Source organism: Bradyrhizobium sp. USDA 4501 (assembly GCF_054062115.1).
This window is the reverse complement of the sequence record NZ_JBSSEX010000001.1, coordinates 2,417,930-2,432,588: the sequence shown is the minus strand read 5'-3', so window position 1 is coordinate 2,432,588 and position 14,659 is coordinate 2,417,930. Positions and strand designations below refer to the sequence as shown.

Annotated in this window: 14 protein-coding genes, 1 pseudogene and 1 riboswitch; of the genes and pseudogenes, 7 read left to right on the top strand and 8 right to left on the bottom strand. The window is 65.4% G+C overall.

The features are described from left to right. Nucleotide 1: 1 nt before the first annotated feature. From ACVWZM_RS10900 to ACVWZM_RS10890, 3 genes are all read right to left on the bottom strand, one after another. Nucleotides 2-1,387: an ATP-binding protein gene (locus tag ACVWZM_RS10900; protein ID WP_028333083.1), complete on the bottom strand. Its 1,386-nt coding sequence runs from the start codon at nucleotides 1,385-1,387 to the stop codon at nucleotides 2-4. 113 nt (nucleotides 1,388-1,500) lie between these two features. After that, nucleotides 1,501-2,205: a response regulator gene (locus ACVWZM_RS10895; RefSeq protein WP_038377300.1), complete on the bottom strand. Its 705-nt coding sequence runs from the start codon at nucleotides 2,203-2,205 to the stop codon at nucleotides 1,501-1,503. A 19-nt stretch (nucleotides 2,206-2,224) separates the two neighbouring features. Next, nucleotides 2,225-2,773, bottom strand: coding sequence for a MarR family winged helix-turn-helix transcriptional regulator (locus ACVWZM_RS10890; protein ID WP_038375766.1), 549 nt, complete (start codon nucleotides 2,771-2,773; stop codon nucleotides 2,225-2,227). A gap of 330 nt (nucleotides 2,774-3,103) precedes the next feature. Between ACVWZM_RS10890 and ACVWZM_RS10885 the strand changes: the two genes are divergently transcribed. The 4 genes from ACVWZM_RS10885 to ACVWZM_RS10870 all read left to right on the top strand — a co-directional run bounded on the left by ACVWZM_RS10885 (nucleotide 3,104) and on the right by ACVWZM_RS10870 (nucleotide 6,816). Next, nucleotides 3,104-4,183, top strand: a complete 1,080-nt coding sequence (locus ACVWZM_RS10885) for a branched-chain amino acid aminotransferase (protein ID WP_168856574.1) — start codon at nucleotides 3,104-3,106, stop codon at nucleotides 4,181-4,183. Nucleotides 4,184-4,452: 269 nt separating this feature from the next. Beyond that, complete coding sequence (gene hisS / locus ACVWZM_RS10880) at nucleotides 4,453-5,967, top strand: histidine--tRNA ligase (protein ID WP_057016616.1); 1,515 nt, start codon at nucleotides 4,453-4,455, stop codon at nucleotides 5,965-5,967. Between the two features lie 119 nt (nucleotides 5,968-6,086). After that, nucleotides 6,087-6,290: a tautomerase family protein gene (locus ACVWZM_RS10875; RefSeq protein WP_018269806.1), complete on the top strand. Its 204-nt coding sequence runs from the start codon at nucleotides 6,087-6,089 to the stop codon at nucleotides 6,288-6,290. Nucleotides 6,291-6,405: 115 nt separating this feature from the next. After that, complete coding sequence (locus ACVWZM_RS10870; protein WP_057016658.1) at nucleotides 6,406-6,816, top strand: thioesterase family protein; 411 nt, start codon at nucleotides 6,406-6,408, stop codon at nucleotides 6,814-6,816. A 123-nt stretch (nucleotides 6,817-6,939) separates the two neighbouring features. Here ACVWZM_RS10870 and proC read toward each other — a convergent pair whose 3' ends face one another. Both proC and ACVWZM_RS10860 read right to left on the bottom strand, forming a co-directional pair. Beyond that, the gene (gene proC / locus ACVWZM_RS10865) at nucleotides 6,940-7,770 is read right to left on the bottom strand and encodes a pyrroline-5-carboxylate reductase (RefSeq protein ID WP_057016615.1); all 831 of its coding nucleotides are present in this window, start codon (nucleotides 7,768-7,770) and stop codon (nucleotides 6,940-6,942) included. 179 nt (nucleotides 7,771-7,949) lie between these two features. Next, the gene (locus ACVWZM_RS10860) at nucleotides 7,950-8,450 is read right to left on the bottom strand and encodes a type III secretion system chaperone family protein (RefSeq protein WP_016844492.1); all 501 of its coding nucleotides are present in this window, start codon (nucleotides 8,448-8,450) and stop codon (nucleotides 7,950-7,952) included. Nucleotides 8,451-8,891: 441 nt separating this feature from the next. Further along, nucleotides 8,892-9,045, top strand: a riboswitch (FMN riboswitch). A gap of 78 nt (nucleotides 9,046-9,123) precedes the next feature. On the opposite strand from ACVWZM_RS10860, the gene ACVWZM_RS10855 reads away from it, so the two are divergent. The 3 genes and pseudogenes from ACVWZM_RS10855 to ACVWZM_RS10845 all read left to right on the top strand — a co-directional run. Beyond that, on the top strand, nucleotides 9,124-9,705 hold the full coding sequence (locus tag ACVWZM_RS10855) for a 6,7-dimethyl-8-ribityllumazine synthase (RefSeq protein ID WP_057016614.1): 582 nt from the start codon (nucleotides 9,124-9,126) through the stop codon (nucleotides 9,703-9,705). A 104-nt stretch (nucleotides 9,706-9,809) separates the two neighbouring features. Continuing rightward, nucleotides 9,810-10,616 carry an SDR family NAD(P)-dependent oxidoreductase gene (locus tag ACVWZM_RS10850; RefSeq protein WP_057016613.1) on the top strand — a complete coding sequence of 269 codons (807 nt, stop codon included), beginning with the start codon at nucleotides 9,810-9,812 and terminating at the stop codon, nucleotides 10,614-10,616. Between the two features lie 397 nt (nucleotides 10,617-11,013). Beyond that, nucleotides 11,014-11,577 (top strand): annotated as a pseudogene (locus tag ACVWZM_RS10845) (DDE-type integrase/transposase/recombinase); the annotation flags it as partial. Between the two features lie 213 nt (nucleotides 11,578-11,790). On the opposite strand, the gene ACVWZM_RS10840 reads toward ACVWZM_RS10845, so the two are convergent. From ACVWZM_RS10840 to ACVWZM_RS10830, 3 genes are all read right to left on the bottom strand, one after another. Next, on the bottom strand, nucleotides 11,791-12,744 hold the full coding sequence (locus ACVWZM_RS10840; RefSeq protein WP_028344316.1) for a ribose-phosphate pyrophosphokinase: 954 nt from the start codon (nucleotides 12,742-12,744) through the stop codon (nucleotides 11,791-11,793). Nucleotides 12,745-12,923: 179 nt separating this feature from the next. Further along, on the bottom strand, nucleotides 12,924-13,544 hold the full coding sequence (locus tag ACVWZM_RS10835) for a hypothetical protein (RefSeq protein WP_456853131.1): 621 nt from the start codon (nucleotides 13,542-13,544) through the stop codon (nucleotides 12,924-12,926). Nucleotides 13,545-13,646: 102 nt separating this feature from the next. Further along, nucleotides 13,647-14,579 carry a MerR family transcriptional regulator gene (locus ACVWZM_RS10830; protein WP_057016611.1) on the bottom strand — a complete coding sequence of 311 codons (933 nt, stop codon included), beginning with the start codon at nucleotides 14,577-14,579 and terminating at the stop codon, nucleotides 13,647-13,649. Nucleotides 14,580-14,659 lie beyond the last annotated feature (80 nt).

Genomic DNA, 14,659 nt, shown 5'->3' with positions numbered 1-14,659 from the left:
GTTACACCGGCACCCGCACGACGGCGCGCAGGCCGCCCATCGGACTTTCGCTGAGCATGATGTCTCCGCCATGCGAGCGGGCGATGTCGCGGGCGATCGCAAGCCCGAGCCCGGTGCCGCCTTCGTCCTGGTTGCGGGCATCGTCGAGCCGCAGGAACGGCTTGAACACTTCCTCGCGCATGTCGGCGGGGATGCCCGGCCCGTCGTCGTCGACCGTGACGTTGAGATAGCGATGGTCGCGATGGCCGGTGATCGAGATCGTGTTGGCGTGGCGCGCTGCATTGGAGACGAGATTGGCGAGACAGCGCTTGAACGAGGCCGGCTTCACCGTGACGACGGGCAGGCCGTGGAATGCAACGGTTGCGGTGTGGCCGTGGCGCTCGGCGTCGCTGCGCAATTCCTCCAGCGCCAACGCCATGTCGGTCGGCTGCGCGACCTCGCCGGAATCGCCGCGCGCGAAGGCAAGGTAGTCCTCCAGCATCATCGACATCTCGTCGACGTCCTTGCGCATCGCGTCGATCTCGGGGCCTTCGCCGATCAGGGCAAGCTCGAGCTTGAACCGGGTCAGGATGGTGCGCAGATCATGCGATACACCGGCGAGCATCGCGGTGCGCTGCTCGATCGAACGTTCGACGCGCGCCTTCATCTCGATGAAGGCCTGCGCCGCGCGCCGCACCTCGCGCGCGCCGCGTGGCCGGAAGTTCGGCGCCTCGCGGCCCTTGCCGAAACTTTCGGCGGCGTCGGCGAGCCGCAGGATCGGCTTGATCTGGTTGCGCAGGAACAGCACGGCGACGATCAGGAGGATCGTCGAGGTGCCGAGCATCCAGAAGATGAAGATCTCCGAATTGGAGGCGTAGGCCGCGCTGCGCTGGGCGAAGATCCGCATCACCGAATCGTCGAGCTGCACGCGGATCTCGACCAAATTGGATTTACCGACGGTGTCGATCCAGAACGGGCGGCTGATCTGGCGGCCGAGCTGCACCGACAGCGTCTGGTCGAGCAGCGAGAAGAACGGCTTCGGCCCCGGCGGCGGCATGTCGCCGGCGGGAAGGAAGTCGACCACCAGCTGCAGTTTCTGGGCGATGCGGCGAAGCTGCGCGCGGTCCTTGTCCTGCGGGTAGCTCTTGTAGACGTCGATCAGCGCGGCGATATCGGACACCACCGCGGCCGACAGGCGCCGCGTCACCGTGTTCCAGTGCCGCTCCATGAACACGAACGCCACCACGGTCTGCAGGATCACCATCGGCACGATCATGATCAGCAGCGCGCGCGCATAGAGGCCGGTCGGCATCCAGCTCTTGAACGCATTGCCCATCCAGCCGTTCGCCTTCGAGACGCGCTGCGAGGCGTTGCGGATCAGGGTCAGGCCGGAGTCGAGCGTGCTCATGTTCGATACTTATAGAGCGATGGGATTTCGTAGCCCGGATGAGCGAAGCGATATCCGGGGCTTGCCAACCCCGCATATCGCTTCGCTCATGCGGGCTACTTTCTGGGTCATGCTCAGGGCGAAGCCACCAGGCGATAGCCGATGCCGCGCACCGCCTGCAGAAACAGCGGATTGGCAGGATCGTGCTCGATCTTGCGGCGCAGGCGGTTGATCTGCACGTCGACCGCGCGTTCGTTGACGGTGCCGCCGGAGGTCAACTCGGCGCGCGGCACGGTCTCGCCGGGCGCGCTGGCGAGGATGCGCAGCATCTCGCGCTCGCGATCGGTGAGGTGGATGATCTCCTCGCCCTGACGCAGTTCGCTGCGCTCGATGTGGAAAATATAGGGGCCGAACGCGATCTGCTCGACGACCGCGACCTGCGGCGGCGCGGTGCGCTTGAGGATATTGCCGATCCGGAGTACCAGCTCGCGCGGCTCGAATGGCTTGGCGACATAATCGTCGGCGCCGATCTGCAGGCCCTCGATGCGGGCTTCCGCCTCGTGGCGGGCGGTCAGCATGATGATCGGCACCGTCGAGGAGCTGCGGATGAAGCGGGCGAGGTCGAAGCCGTTCTCGCCGGGCATCATCACGTCGAGGATCAGCAGGTCGAAATGCAGCCCGAGCAGCTTGGCGCGCGCATCGGTGGCGCTCATTGCCGTCGTGACCCGGTAGCCTTCGCCGGAGAGAAAGCGCGACAACAGGTCGCGAATGCGGCGGTCGTCGTCGACCAGCAGAAGATGCGGCGCGTCGTCGGCCGGCTCGACCGGCGCGCGCATCATGGTTGCAGCCTGCACCAGCTCACTCCCTCGTTTTCCTGCCGCCGCCGAAGATCGCTTCGAGCACCTTGTCGGGATCGTCGCGGTCGATCATCGCGCGGAGGAATTGGCGAACCGTCTCGACGCCGGCCGGATCGATGCCGGCGACCGCGCGGTTGATGCGGTCGGTCTGCAGCCCCGCGAGCTTGGCGACCAGCGCTTCGCCCTTCGGTGTGGCGTAGAGCAGGCGCTGCCGGCGGTCGTTGTTGCCGGTCTTCTGCACGATATAGCCCTCGTCCAGGAGCTGCTTGAGCACGCGCCCGAGCGACTGCTTGGTGATGCGCAGGACGTCGAGCAGGTCGGCGACCTTCAGCCCCGGATAGCGGGTAACGAAGTGGATGACGCGGTGGTGGGCGCGGCCGAAGCCGAACGCCTCCAGCTCCTGGTCGGCATCGCCGACAAAGTCGCGGTAGGCGAAGAACAACAGCTCGATGATATCCCAGCGCAGGTCGCGCGCCCCCGCCGCCGGGGCGTTGTCGTCTCCCTGCGAATCGGGCTTGGCAGCCATGCCTGAGAAATTTATGTCAGTCATATTGACGTATCTTGGGTTCAATGTTACAAAACTGCCTGTCACGACGAAACATTAGGTCGTTTTGTCCTCGACAGCGTTTCAGGCGGCCTGAACGAGCCTGCGAGGCGGTTTGGGCCGCAAATTGGACTACCGTGCGATTGTCGAGCGGCATTTCGGCAAACATACTGGACTTCAGCATTCCGCAAAAGCATGTCTAAACGGCATGTTGGCGATGGAAGCCGGCGGCGTGGCCGGCGGTGGTGAAGTTCGGGCCAGCCGAGCCTGATGGCTCCGGGGGAAACAGGCCGGCGCCGGGTATCGCGCCGGTTCCGACAGCGGAAAGCAAGAAAAATGACTTTGAAATTTGACATCCAGCCTTCGCCGAATGCGACGTCCGACAAGGATCGCGCGGCGAAGCTCGTGGACCCCGGCTTCGGCCGGGTCTTTACCGATCACATGGCGATCGTCCGCTACAGCCAGGGCAAGGGCTGGCACAGCGCCCGCGTCGAGGCCCGCGCGAATTTTCCGCTCGATCCGGCCGGCGCGGTGCTGCACTACGCCCAGGAAATTTTCGAAGGCCTCAAGGCCTACAAGCGCGACGACGGCGGCGTGAACCTGTTTCGGCCGGACGCCAATGCCCGCCGCTTCCATGATTCGGCCGAGCGCATGGCGATGGCGCCGTTGCCCGAGAATTTGTTCATCGATGCAGTCGAGCAGCTGGTGCGGATCGATCGCGCCTGGATCCCGGGCGGCGAGGGCAGTCTCTATCTGCGGCCCTTCATGATCGCGAGCGAGGTCTTCCTCGGCGTGAAGCCGTCGGCCGAATACATCTTCTCGGTCATCGCCTCGCCGGTCGGCTCCTATTTCAAGGGCGGCCCTGCGCCGGTGTCGATCTGGGTGTCGGAGAATTACACGCGCGCCGCGATCGGCGGCACCGGCGCCGTCAAGTGCGGCGGCAACTACGCCGCCAGCCTGCGCGCGCAGGCCGAGGCGATCGAACGGGGCTGCGACCAGGTCGTGTTCCTCGATGCGGTCGAGCGCCGCTACATCGAGGAGCTCGGCGGCATGAACGTGTTCTTCGCATTCGACGACGGCTCGCTGCTGACGCCGCCGCTCGGCACCATCCTGCCCGGCATCACCCGCGACTCGATCATCGCGCTTGCCAAGGATGCCGGCACGCGCGTGCGCGAGGAGCCCTATACGATCCAGCAATGGCGCGCTGACGCCGCCAGCGGCAAGCTGAAGGAGGCGTTCGCCTGCGGCACCGCGGCCGTCATTTCGCCGATCGGCAAGGTGTGCTCGGCGAGCGGCGACTTCCAGATCAGCGGCGGCGTGGCCGGCCCGGTCGCCATGGGCCTGCGCAAGAAGCTGGTCGACATCCAGTACGGTCGCACCAACGACCCGCATAACTGGATCAGGAACGTCGCCTGACTGGCGGTTTGGCGGACGTAAGGTAGGCACGCTCTCCGACTCCCTCGCCCCGCGCTTGCGGGGAGAGGGTGGGGTGAGGGGCTTCCTCTACATTGGGGCTCGCGGAGAGTCCCCCTCACCCGGAATTCAAGCTACGCTTGAATTCCGACCTCTCCCCGCAAGCGGGGCGAGGTAAGAGCGGCCGGATACCTTGCTCCGCGCCGCCTCGGCTGGTAACCCGGCGTTCTATTTGTAAGCTACCGCGGCTTACAGACCTTGCAGCGCATGACATGGCCGAGAAACCCAAGAAACCCCAGAAACTGAAGGCGCGCCTGCCGCGCGGGCTGGAAGATCGCGGCCCGGCCGCGATCAATGCCACGCGGGCGATGGTCGAGAAGATCCGCGCCGTCTACGAGCTCTACGGCTTCGAGCCGGTGGAGACGCCGGCGATGGAATACACCGACGCGCTCGGCAAGTTCCTGCCCGACCAGGACCGTCCCAACGAGGGCGTGTTCTCGTTCCAGGACGATGACGAGCAGTGGATCTCGCTGCGCTACGACCTCACCGCGCCGCTGGCGCGCTACGTCGCGGAAAACTTCGACGCGCTGCCGAAGCCTTATCGGTCGTATCGGTTTGGCTATGTCTTCCGCAACGAGAAGCCCGGTCCCGGCCGCTTCCGCCAGTTCATGCAGTTCGACGCCGACACGGTCGGCTCGGCGACGCCGGCGGCCGACGCCGAGATTTGCATGATGGCGGCCGACACGATGGAAGCGCTCGGCATTCCGCGCGGCTCCTATGTCGTGAAGGTGAACAACCGCAAGGTGCTCGACGGCGTGCTCGAGGCGATCGGCCTCGGCGGTGAGGAGAATGCGGGCCGCCGTCTCACGGTGCTGCGCGCGATCGACAAGCTGGACAAATTTCCCGCCGACGAGGTTCGCAAGCTGCTTGGTCCCGGACGATGGGATGGCGGCGAAGAAGGCAAGGGCGACTTTACCAAGGGCGCCGACCTGAGCCCCGCGGATGCCGATATCGTCCTGGCCGTCACGCAGCAGCGCGACGATTGGCGAGAGGCGATTGCTGCGGCGGAGACCTATCTGGCGAAGAGCGAAGTTGGTCAGGCCGGCGTGAGCGAGCTCGAGGAGATCGCCAAGCTGGTCGCGGCGTCCGGCTATGGCGCGGATCGCATCCGCATCGATCCCACCGTTGTTCGCGGCCTCGAATACTACACCGGCCCGGTCTACGAGGTTGAGCTGCTGCTCGACACCAAGGACGAGAAGGGGCGCCCGGTGCGATTCGGCTCGGTCGGTGGCGGTGGCCGCTATGACGGCCTGGTCTCGCGCTTCCGCGGCGAGCCGGTGCCGGCAACGGGCTTCTCGATCGGGGTGTCGCGCCTGCAGGCGGCGCTGACGATGCTCGGCGAGCTCGACACGCGGGCCGAGTTCGGCCCTGTCGTCGTCACCGTGTTCGACCGCGATCGTGTCGCCGACTACCAGAAGATGGTCGCGCAGTTGCGCCAGGCCGGCATCCGCGCCGAGCTCTATCTCGGCAATCCGAAGAACATGGGCAACCAGCTCAAATATGCCGATCGCCGCAACTCGCCCTGCGTGATCATCCAGGGCTCGGACGAGAAGGCGCGCGGCGAGGTGCAGATCAAGGATTTGATCGAAGGCGCCAAGGCCGCAGCTGCGATCGCCTCCAACCAGGAATGGCGTGAGACGCGTCCGGCGCAGTTCTCCTGCGCGGAGGCCGATCTGGTCGTCAGGGTCCGCGAGGTCCTGGCGCGGCATGACGTGGCGTGGGGATAGCCATTCGCTTGTGACGTCATGCCCGGCCTTGTGCCGGGCATCCACCTCTTGTTTGATGCGCGGCGACGTGAATGACCGGGAGGAGCCCGGCCATGGCGACAACAAGAGGGAGAGCAACAATGCCTGAGATCACCGTGAGCATGGCCGCCGGCCGCACCGACGAGCAGAAGCTCGGCATGATGCGCGACATCACCCAGGCGCTGGTGAAGAATCTCGGCGTCGATGCCGACGCGGTCGTGATCCAGATCAACGAAGCGCCGCTGCATCACAAGATGAAGGGCGGCAAGTCGTTCGTCGAGCGCGCGGCTGCGGCGAAGAAGTGACGCGCGAAAGCGCGTCATCGCGGGGCGCGCATTAGCGCGAGCCGGGGATCTCGATCAAAATCTCCAGATTCCGGGTTCACGCTTCGCGTGCCCCGGAATGACGAGCAAGGCATCCATGGACGCACGCGACTTCATCAGGATCGGCATGAGCGCCGAGCGCATGCTCGTGGTGCCGCCGGAGCGCACCGTCGGGCATTTCGTGCCGGGCATGCCGATGGTCTATGCGACGCCGATGATGATCCTCGAAATGGAGATGGCGTCGGGCGATGCCATTCGCGCCGCGCTGCAGCCCGGCTGGGTCACGGTCGGGACCGAGGTCGATATCCGCCATCTCGCCGCCGCGCTGGTCGGCGCCACCGTGCGGACGACCTCCAAAGTGATCGCGGTCGAGCGCCGCGTGATCCGCTTCGAGGTCGAGGCCTTTGAGGGCACGCGCAAGCTCGGCGAAGGCCGCCACGCCCGCGGTCTGATCAATGTCGAAAGCTTCAACAAGCGGCTGGCCGGGACGTCGGGTTCGGCGCAGTAGGCGGCCTGTGTCGTTGGTCCGGCGAACTCGTCATGCGCGGGCCTGACCCGCGCATCCATCAAGGAAGAAAGCGTCCTTGTTCGATGGATTGCCGGGTCAAGCCCGGCAATGACGGTGCATGCGCTACTTCGCCAATTCCCTTGAGCGCCTTGCCGCGGCGGCAATCGCGCGGGTCATCAGTGGCTGCATGCCGTCATTGGCCATCAGCACCTCGAGCGCCGCGGCGGTGGTGCCGCCGGGCGAGGTGACGTTCTGCCGCAGGGTCGCCGACGGCAGATCCGAGCGATGCAGCAATTCGCCGGAGCCGGCGATGGTCGCCCGCGCCAGCGTGGTCGCAAGCTGCTCGGGCAGGCCGGCCGCAACGCCGGCGCGCGCCAGCTCCTCGGCGAGCAGGAACACATAGGCAGGGCCCGAGCCGGAGACCGCGGTCACCGCGTCCATCAGGCTCTCATCGTCGACCCATTCGACGAGCCCGGTCGCTTTCAGCAGCGCATCGGTCATCGCGCGCTGCGCGGCGGTGACGCGCTTCGACGGTACAGCGACGGTGATGCCGCGGCCGATCGCTGCCGGCGTGTTCGGCATCGCGCGCACCACCGCGCCGCCGACAACCTCTTCCAGCGCTGACATGGTCGTGCCGGCCATGATCGAGACGACGAGTGTCGAGGGACCGACGAAGGATTTCAGTGCGGCGCCGGCGTCGCGGAACGATTGCGGCTTCACCGCGACGACAAGCGTGTCGACCGTGCCGAGATCCTTCGCCTGCGGATTGAGCCGCACGCCCTTTGCGGCAAGCGCGGAAATCTCCGGCGAGAGATGCGGGTCGATCACCGCGACGCGCTCGGGTGCAAGGCCCTGCGCGAGCCAGCCGGTCAGCATGGCGCCGCCCATCTTGCCCGCGCCCGCGAGCGCGATGGTGCCGGAAGTATTCGTCAGTGCGCTGCTGGATGTGCTCACAGGTGACTCCGCAAACTCTCACGTCGTCCCGGCGAAGGCCGGGACCCATAACCACAGGCGGTTCTAGTGAGGCACGCGATCAGCCACAAGCAGTTTGCTTAAGCCCAGGGGCCGCGGAGTATGGGTCCCGGCCTTCGCCGGGACGACACCGAGCGTGTGGGAGCGCTGGAGCGAAACCCTTACGCCTCGCCCTCGGTATCGAACATCGCCGCGGCCATCGCCTCGGCGGTCGACTTGCCGGCCCACACCACGAACTGGAACGCCGGGTAGTAGCGCTCGCAGGCGTGGATTGCGTTGACCACCATGGCCTCGCACTGCGCGGTGGAGGCGGTGAGGCCGCCGGGCAGCACCAGCGCCTGACGGTGCATCACCATGCCGGTGTGGGTCCACAGATCGAAATGGCCGACCCACAATTGTTCGTTGATCGCGGCGACCAGCCGCTGCACCTCGGCGCGGCGCGCCTGCGGCATCTTCATGTCGAAGGCGCAGGCGAGATGCAGCGCCTCGATCTCGCCCATCCAGGTGAACGAGAGCTGATAATCGATCCAGTCTCCCTTGGAGACGATCGTCACCTCGTCTTCGCCGGAACGCTCGAACGCCCAGTTGTTGTCGGTGGCGATATCTTCGACCACCGCAAGCGGGTTATTCCGGGAATCGATAATGCTTTCGAGGAGGGACATGCCGTCTCGGACCTTGTTCTTATGATCGCTTGATACGCACACGGAAGCCGGCACTTGCGACATACTGCGTCGTGGCCGAGTGCAGTTCCTGATGCGGGCTTCCGGATGCCCCTGGACCTGACGCCGATGAAGTGATGTGATTTGCGGAATCCGCGCAACCGCACGCCGAGTCCGTCCACAGCCAAAGCGCGCATCGTCCACAGCTGATCTCCGCCACATCTGTGATTTTGAGAACAAATCGGAATCTAAGCGTTTGCGTAACGCTTTGTTAACCATTTGCCGGCGCTTCGCCGCGCCTGTGAATCAGCTGTCGGGCCCTCGCATCAACCTCGCAGAGCCGCAACGTGCTCATGGGGACATGCCGTTTCCCCATGCCAAAGGCCTTGCCCGGCTGTCGCGCTTTGGTCATATTTCGTCTCAGGCACGTCCATCCCGGGCGTGCCGAGTTCTCAGGGCGGGGTGAAAATCCCCACCGGCGGTAAGGGTGATGAGCCCAAGCCCGCGAGCGCCTTCCTCCGCGAAGCCGGGAGAAGGGTCAGCAGATTCGGTGCAATTCCGAAGCCGACGGTTACAGTCCGGATGAAAGAGAACGGTTGCGGCAGCCAACGCGATTTTCGCGTGGGCTCGTGTCGTTGTCCGTGTGCCCTGATTCTGGTCCTGAAAGAGGAAAGCCATGAATCAGATGTTGCAAGACCAAGACGTTCAAGCTTCTCAAGTCCAAACCCCCCAGGCAGAAAGCGCTCCCGATACGCCGGCCATTCCGCCGACGCCGGAGCATCCGCACTTCGCAAAGCCGCAGCGTGTTGCCTTCGTACAGTCGTCCTGGCATCGGGACGTGGTGGAAGAGTGCCGCATCTCCTTCCTGAAGGAGATCGAGGCGAGGCACATCACCAATGTCGATGTGTTCGAGGTGCCGGGCTCGTTCGAGATCCCGCTGCATGCCCAGCTGCTGGCGAAGACCCGCCGCTACACCGCGATCGTCGCGGCCGGGCTCGTCGTCGATGGCGGCATCTACCGCCACGAATTCGTCGCCGACACCGTGATCAAGGCGTTGATGGATGTGCAATTGCGCACCGAGGTGCCGGTGTTCTCGGCGGTGCTGACGCCGCAGCAATTCCACGAGACCGAGGTGCATTACGAGTTCTTCCGCAAGCACTTCGTCATCAAGGGGATCGAGGTCGCGGAAGCCTGCGCCAACACGCTGCTCAGCCTCGAGCGTCTGCGCGGCCAGGTCGCGGCGGGGATTCCCGGCTAGCATCGGCGGAAAAGCGATTCCGGCATGCGTGCCGGGATCGCTCTCGCCCGCGGCGCGTTCGGTTATGCTTGCGGCATAAAACCAAAACGCGCGGGAGGCGCCCCATGACCGAACAACATTCCTCCGACTGGCTCGGGCTGTCGGGCCGCGTTGCCGTCGTCACCGGCGGAGGCGGCGGTATCGGCCGCGCTACCGCGGTCAGTTTCGCGCGGGCCGGCGCCAGGGTCGCCGCGCTCGATCGCGACGAGCGCACCCTCGCGGAGACCAAGGCAAAGCTTGGCGAGTTCGGCGACGGTCATCTCGTCGCGACCTGCGACACGACCAGCGAGGACAATGTCGCGGCAGCCGCCGACGCCGTCGCGCGCACGCTCGGCGCTTGCGACATCCTCGTCAACACCGCGGCGGTGCTGCGCCCGGGCGGGCTCGACACGCTGCCGCTCGCGGAGTGGAATGCGGTGCTGGCGGTCAATCTCACCGGCTATTTCATCTGCGCCCAGGCGTTCGGCCACCAGATGCGCAAGGCCGGACGCGGCAGCCTCATCCACGTCGCCTCGATCGCTGCCAGCAATGCGCAGGGGCAGAGCGGCGCCTACAGCGTCAGCAAGGCCGCGGTCGTCATGCTCTCGCAGCAACTCGCCGCCGAATGGGGGCCGCATGGCATCCGCAGCAATGTGGTGAGCCCCGGCCTTGTCGTGACGCCGATGAGCCAGGCCTTCTACGACACGCCAGGGGTCACCGAGCGGCGCACCGCCGTGGTGCCGATGCGCCGGATCGGAGCACCGCAGGACATGGCGGACGCGACCCTGTTCCTAGCCAGCGACCGCTCGTCATACGTCAATGGTGAGGAGATCATCGTCGATGGCGGCTATGCGCGGACGCTGATGAGCCACGTTCCACGGCCGGGGTTCTAACGCGTCTGGCGCCACATACTTGGTGTCGTCCCTGCGAAGGTGTTTGGTCCCTGCTGATTGGTTGGATGGAATCGGTGTAGAACGAGGCGTGGCTTTTATCATGGAGCGCTTCGCGTCATGGAACTGAGCCTGCATGCGAACGCCACGACGACACCGAAGACGCGTGCCTACATCCAGCGCAGCAGGAAGTCGGTCGCCCAATTGGCGGCCGAGCTGGGGGTCAGCGAGACCACAATCTATCGCTGGCGCGGTCGCAGCACGGTCGAGGATCGCTCGCATCGGCCGAAGCACCTCACGACCAGCCTGTCCGCCCTTGAGGAACGGGCAGTGTGTGAGCTGCGGACATCGCTGCAGCTGCCGCTGGACGATATCGTCGAGGTGATGCAGCGGTGCATCAATGCCAAGCTGTCCCGCAGCGCGATCCACCGCTGCCTGCAGCGCAACGGCATCAGCCGGCTTGCCAAGCCTGACAAGCCCAGGGCCGGCGTCTTTCGAGAATGCCAGTATCGGCTTCATTCATATCGACGTGAAGTATCTGCCCGCGCTGCAACGCCGCACCAGTTATGCCTTTGTCGCGATCGATCGCGCCACCCGATACGTCTTCGTCGAGATCCATTCCAGGCGAGACGGAACGACCGCGACCGGCTTCCTCGAACGCTTCCTGGCCGACTTTCCGCACGGTGTTCACACCATCCTGACCGACAACGGAGCCGAGTTCACCGACCGCTTCGCCGTCGACAAGAAGAACAAACCGGTCGGGAAGCCTTCCGGCGACCACCCCTTTGATCGGCTCTGCAAGCAGCGCGCAATCGAGCATCGCCTGACCAAGCCCTACCACCCGCAAACCAACGGCCTCGTCGAACGCTTCAACCGGCGCATCGCCGAAGCCATCGGCCGCGAACACAAACGGGGCAGCGCGCGCCGTACCTTTGTCAACCACGCCGACCGCGACACCTTCATCGCCAAGTTCGTCCACGACTACAATCGGACCCGCCTCAAATGCCTCGGCTACCTGGCGCCAATCCAGGCCCTCGCCAATCACACGGGACCGAACACGAAGGCAGGGACCCATAACCACGAATGTTTGTTGTCACGAAAGCTGGGGCCACAGTGGCTCTCCACAATGGAGGCCTGTGGTTATGGATCCCGGCTTTCGCCGGGACGACAGTGGGGCTTAATCGAACAGGCTGGAAACCGACTCTTCCGCCGCGGTGCGGCCGATCGCTTCGGCAATCAGTCCGGCGATCGAGATCTGGCGGATGTTCGGTGCCTTGTTGACGGCTTCCGTCGGCAGGATCGAGTCGGTGATGACCAGTTCCTTCAGACGCGACGAGGCGATGCGCGCGGCGGCGCCGCCGGACAGCACGCCGTGGGTGATGTAGGCCGAGACTTCCTTGGCGCCGTGCGCGATCAGCGCCTCGGCCGCATTCACCAGAGTGCCGCCGGAATCGACGATGTCGTCGACCAGGATGCAGTTGTAGCCGGCGACGTCGCCGATCACGTTCATCACCTCGGACTCGCCGGGGCGCTCGCGGCGCTTGTCGACGATGGCGAGCGGGGTGTTGATGCGCTTGGCGAGGCCGCGGGCACGCGCCACGCCGCCGACGTCGGGCGACACCACCATCACCTTGGCGAGGTCGAACTTTTCTTTGATGTCGCGCACCATCAGGGGCGCCGCGAACAGGTTGTCGGTCGGGATGTCGAAGAAGCCCTGGATCTGGCCGGCATGCAGGTCGAGCGTCATGACGCGGTCGACGCCGGCGTGCGAGATCAGGTTGGCGACCAGCTTGGCCGAGATCGGCGTACGCGAGCCGGACCTGCGATCCTGCCTGGCATAACCGAAATAGGGCACCACCGCGGTGATGCGGCGCGCCGAGGAGCGGCGCAGCGCGTCGGTGATGATCAACAGTTCCATCAGATTGTCGTTGGCCGGAAACGACGTCGACTGCAGGATGAACATGTCCGAGCCGCGGACGTTCTCCTGGATCTCGACGAAGATCTCCATGTCGGCGAAGCGCCGGACCACGGCCTTGGTCAGTTCGATGCCAAGTCCCTTGGCGATGTCCTGCGCCAGCGCAGGATTGGAGTTGCCGGCGACGAGTTTGATTGATCCGTTCTTTGCCGACATCGATGCTTCCCCCCGCGCCTTGCTGGATACGACGTTCAGCATCTCAAGTCCTTACAGAACCGGCGGGTTTTCGGTGCGCGAGGGAATATCAGGCAGGCGCATCCGATGGCAACCCATTAGCCGGGCTTGGCCGCCGTTTTCCTGGGCAAAAAACGCATTTCCCCGGGCGATAACGGGGTTTAGTCGGCGGAATAGCCGAGCGCCACGGTCTCGGGCGCGGCGGCGGCCGGGGCGCTTGCCACCGTGGGCCCGCGGAGGTCCGGTGCCGGGGCGGGCGCGGAGCCGTCCGCCGGGCCGCCATTGATCATGCCGGACAGGCCGCTGAGGCCGGCCTGGGCGATCTTGCGCAGCACCAGGTCGTCGGCGGCGGCCCACGCGTCGCGGCCGGCCTTGCCGGCGGGCTCCTCGCCGGAGAGCCGCAGCGCGCGTTGCTGGTTGCTGTCGTAGACGTCCCACACCCACGCGATCATGGTGCGGCCGCGCACCACCTGAGCCGACAGATAGCTGCGCACGCGATAGGCGGCAGCGCCCTGGCGCGACACGATCGACAGGCTGCGCAGCTTGGACTCGCTGTCGAGCACGCCGACCATGCGGTCGAACACCTGGGGCGGCGGGCCGTCGATCGATTCGAACGCAACCGTTGCGCCGCTGCTTGCCGGCGTGGCCATGGCGTAGGAATCGGCCACGTTGCCGCCGGCCGCGCAGCCGCCAAGCGCGCACGCGATCGCGAGCCACGAGCATGCGATCGCGGCACGCACGGCTGTCCCAGTTTGAAACTGGCGGTTCGACGCTTCCCTCATTGCGTCCTGCGATATCGTTAAAACGGCTTAACGTCTAGGGCAGGACGGCCACAGCGCTTAACCGATCCGGGCGGCGCGCCGCGAGGTTTCGGATTTCCCTGCTCAGTCAGAGAGATGGTGCCGCATGGCTGCAGTGATCCAGGCCCATTCGCGGTTCGGGCTCGCGTCCGGCGATTGCCCGCGCATGATGGCGACGAGCTCCCAATAGCGCGCCGCACGGGCGTCGTGCAGGGCATATTTGCCGCGGATCCAGTTGCGGAATTCCAGATCAGGTTTTCGCTTCAGCAATCGCGCCGATGTTTCCAGCCAGTCGCGGGCCAGCGCCTGGCCCACCTCCGACGTCGGGCCGAGGTCGGTCGCGATAATCTCCTTGGCTCTCGCCAGCACGGTTTCGTTGGCCGCTTGCCAGGCGGTGAGATCCAGCACGTGGTGATTCCAGACGTCCTCCGCGTTGGCGCGGATGTTGGCGACGAGGGAAGGGTCGTTGAGCATCTCCGAAAGCTCGATCCAGGCATCGCACTGCTCGGGCGTCGGCTCGTCGGGCAATTCGGGCACGCTGGTCTCGATCATCTGCCGGATCCATTTCCGGTCGATGTTGATACCGTCGGACACCTTCTCGAAAAAGCGTTCGACGACGTTGCGGCGCTCGGCGCGGGACAGCTGCGTCATGGTCAAAAATCTCCTCAAGTCTGCTTCGGTGAGTTGCGGTGAACGCAACGCAGCCCGCAGGGCCGAGGCGACGCGGCGCTGTGCCGCGATCTCCGCTTCCAGCGTCTCGAGGCGAAGCTGCAGCGCCTCGACCAGCGAGAGTTCCTTGGTCAGGACCTCGCGGATAGCATCGAGACCGAGCCCCGCATCGCGCAGACAGCGGATCAGGTCGAGGCGAACCAGTTCGTCGTCGGTGAAGACGCGATAGCCGCTCGCGGTGCGGCCGGCCGGCGGCAGCAACCCCTGGTCCGAATAGAAGCGGAGCTTGCGGACGGAAATTCCGCTGAGCCGTGCCGCCTCGCCGATGCTGTAGGTGCGTTGTGTCATGCGCCGCTTGTCCGGTCTCCAGCAGGTGGAGAGTCAAGACGCTTGTCGCACAAAAATCGCCAGATTTTATCTTGACGCGT